We start from the raw sequence: 3,245 nt of genomic DNA, 5'->3' as shown, positions 1-3,245 counted from the left end.
CAGTACGGGTCGATTCCACTGCCGGAGTCGTTCAAATCGAAGCTGTTGTCGGCGGTGAACGCCATTTCGTGATCCCCCGATGACGGGGTGAAGGGAGGACCGGGTGAGTAGCACTGAGTCGGGTTCGCGGGCGGGTTCACGGTTCGGCCCCTATCTGCTGCGGCGGTTGGTGGCCCGCGGCGGGATGGGCGAGGTCTACGAGGCCGAGGACACCCGTAAGCACCGGGTGGTGGCGGTGAAACTGGTCTCGTCGCAGTTCTCCGGCGACCCGGAGTTCCGGGCCCGGCTGGCGCGCGAGGCGGAGGCCGCCGGACGGTTGACCGAACCGCACGTGGTTCCCATTCACGACTACGGCGAGATCGACGGCCTGATCTATCTGGAGATGCGGCTGGTCGACGGGACCAACCTGTCCGCGCTGCTGAAGCAGTTCGGGCCGATGGCCCCGGCCCGGGCGGTGGCGATCGTCCGTCAGGTCGCCTCCGCGCTGGACGCCGCCCACGCCAGCGGCGTGACGCACCGGGACGTGAAGCCGGAGAACATTCTGGTCACCGCGGACGACTTCGCGTATCTGCTGGATTTCGGCATCGCCCGCGCCGCCGCCGACCCCAGCCTGACCCAGACCGGGACCGCGATGGGCACCTACCACTACATGGCCCCGGAGCGGTTCACCGGCGACGAGGTGACCGGGGCCGCCGACGTGTACTCGCTTGCCTGCGTGCTGGCCGAGTGTCTGACCGGCAGCCCGCCGTATCCGACGCAGAGCATCGAACAGGCGGTCGGCGCCCATCTCACCAAGCCGCCGCCGCGGCCCAGCGAACTGCTGCCGGGCCGGGTACCGGCGGCCTTCGACGAGGTGATCGCCCGGGGCATGGCCAAGAACCCCGGGGACCGCTATCGCGGCGCCGGTGAGCTGGCCGCCGCGGCACACCAGGCGTTGAGCGAATCCGAGCAGCACCGGGTCGGCGACATCCTGCGCCGAGGTGGCCGAGCGTCGGCGGCGGGCGGCGACGTCGGGGCCGGCGCCGAGACGATGGCCCGTCCGGTGGTCTCCGGCGGCGGCCAGTGGACTTCGTCGGCTCCGCCCACCGAACGCGGCAGCTGGCGCAGCCCGCCGTCCGAGCCGTCGGTTTCGGTGCCGCCCGGCCGGACGCGTCCGCCCGACTTCAGCCCGCCGGTGCCGGTACACCGGGCGGCCCGGTCCCGTCGCACGCCGGTGATCATCGGCGCGGCGCTGGCCGCCGTCGTCCTCGCGGTGGCGGGTTACCTCCTCATCCGGCCGTCGCACGGCACCTCGTCGTCGGGGCAGACGGTGCTGCCGTTCAACGGCCTCGACTTCCGGCTCTCCCCGAGTGGGGTGGCGGTCGACGGGGCCGGCGACGTCTACATCACCAGCGAGGGGATGTACGGCAAGGTGGTGAAGCTGCCGGCGGGGTCGGACAAGCCGAGGGTGCTGCCGTTCAACGGCCTCTACCAGCCGCAGGGGCTGGCGGTGGACTCCAGCGGCGCGGTGTACGTCACCGACTTCAACAACCGGGTGGTGAAGCTGACCGCCGGGTCGACCGACCAGACCGTGCTGGCTTTCGACGGCCTCAACTACCCCGAAGGGCTGGCGGTCGACTCGCACGGCACCGTGTACGTCGCCGACCGGGGCAACGGCCGGGTGGTGAAGCTGGACAGCGACTCGGACAACCAGATCGTGCTGCCGTTCCACGATCTGAAGGACCCGGACGGGGTTGCCGTGGACAGCGGTGGCAACGTCTACGTCACCGACACCGACAACAACCGGGTGGTCCGGCTGGCCGCCGACTCCAACGAGCAGACCGTGCTGCCGATCACCGGGCTCGCGGTGCCCTGGGGCATTGCGGTGGACGGCCCCGGCAACGTCTACGTCACCGAGCACGACAGCAGCCGGGTGCTGAAGCTGGCGTCCGGTGCCAGCAGCCCGACCGTGCTGCCGTTCAACGGTCTGAACACCCCCTTGGCGGTGGCGGTGGACCAGAAGGGAACCGTATACGTCGCCGATCGGGGGAACGATCGGGTGGTGTCGCTGCAGCCGCGCTGATGCCGTGTGATCGACAAATTGCGACAACGTGCAGGTAGCGGGAGTTTGCCGGGGTCTCCCAGGTCTGGGAATTGTCGTGGCGGCTGGTAGATTCGGCTTCTGGTGGCGAACAGGTGAAGGGAGCGCCGGTGGGCAACACCGAGCCGGGGGCGCGGGCGGGGTCGCGGTTCGGGCCCTACCGGCTGGTGCGGTTTCTGGGCCGCGGTGAGCTGGGTGAGGTCTACCGGGCCGAGGACACCCGCAAGGACCAGCTGGTGGCGCTGAAGTTGATCTCGGATCGCTTCGCCGACACCGCGCTCTGGAACCGGATCCAACACGCGGCCGCGACGGCCGCGCAGCTCGACGCGCCGCACCTCGTCCCGGTCTACGACTACGGCGAGATCGACGGGCGCGGGTATGTGGCGACCGGGCTGATCGACGGCACCGATCTGGGGGCAGTGCTGAGGTCCTCCGGGTCGTTGAGCCCGCCGCGGGCAGTGGCCATCGTTCATCAGGTCGCCGCGGCGCTCGATGCCGCGCACGACGCCGGTATCACCCATCGCGAGGTCAAACCGGAGAACATCCTGGTCACCGACGAGGACATCGCCTACCTGACCGATTTGGGGGTGGCCGGCGCCGGCGCCGACCCGGAGTCGACCGACGACGCGCCGCGCACCGGCTACCGGGCGCCGGAGCGGCTGAGCGGTGATCTGAGCGGGGAAGAGACCGCCCATCTCGCCGACGTCTACGCGCTGACCGGCGTGCTGGTGGCCTGCCTCACCGGCGCGCCGCCGCAGCCGGCCGACGACCTGGACGAGGCGATCGACACCCGCCGGACCGAGACGCTGACGCGGCCCAGCCGATTGCGGCCCGGCCGGGTTCGCGCCACCCTCGACGGCGTGGTCGCCCGGGGCCTGGCGCTGCGGCCCGAGGATCGCTACCGCAGCGCCGGTGAGCTGGCCACCGCCGCCCGCGAAGCGCTGACTGAGTCCGAGCAGCACCAGGTGGCCCGGATTCTGCGCCGCGGCGGCGATCTGGTCGCGCCAGCGGAATCGGCGGCGGCGACAACGGAGCCGTCGGCGCCGGGGTCGGTGGACGACACCACGGTGCGGATACCGGTGCCTGTCCCGGCGGCTCCGGCGCAGTCGGAGTGGGCGCCGCCGGACGCCCGGTACGCCGGTGTCGGCGGCGCGATCCCCGGTGA

The 3,245-nt window shown here is 71.4% G+C and carries 2 protein-coding genes; both read left to right on the top strand.

Features of this window, described 5'->3' with window-relative positions; translation table 11 throughout:
• The first annotated feature begins 103 nt into the window (after positions 1 to 103).
• Complete coding sequence (locus AC2VNT_RS04100) at positions 104 to 2,062, top strand: serine/threonine-protein kinase PknD (RefSeq protein ID WP_486945639.1); 1,959 nt, start codon at positions 104 to 106, stop codon at positions 2,060 to 2,062.
• 128 nt (positions 2,063 to 2,190) lie between these two features.
• On the top strand, positions 2,191 to 3,245 hold a 1,055-nt coding region (locus AC2VNT_RS04095), incomplete at its 3' end, for a serine/threonine-protein kinase (protein ID WP_486945638.1).

The sequence above is a fragment of the Mycobacterium sp. TH-M15 genome (assembly GCF_057473705.1).
The sequence above is the reverse complement of the archived record's forward strand: the minus strand, read 5'-3'. Positions and strand labels throughout refer to the sequence as shown.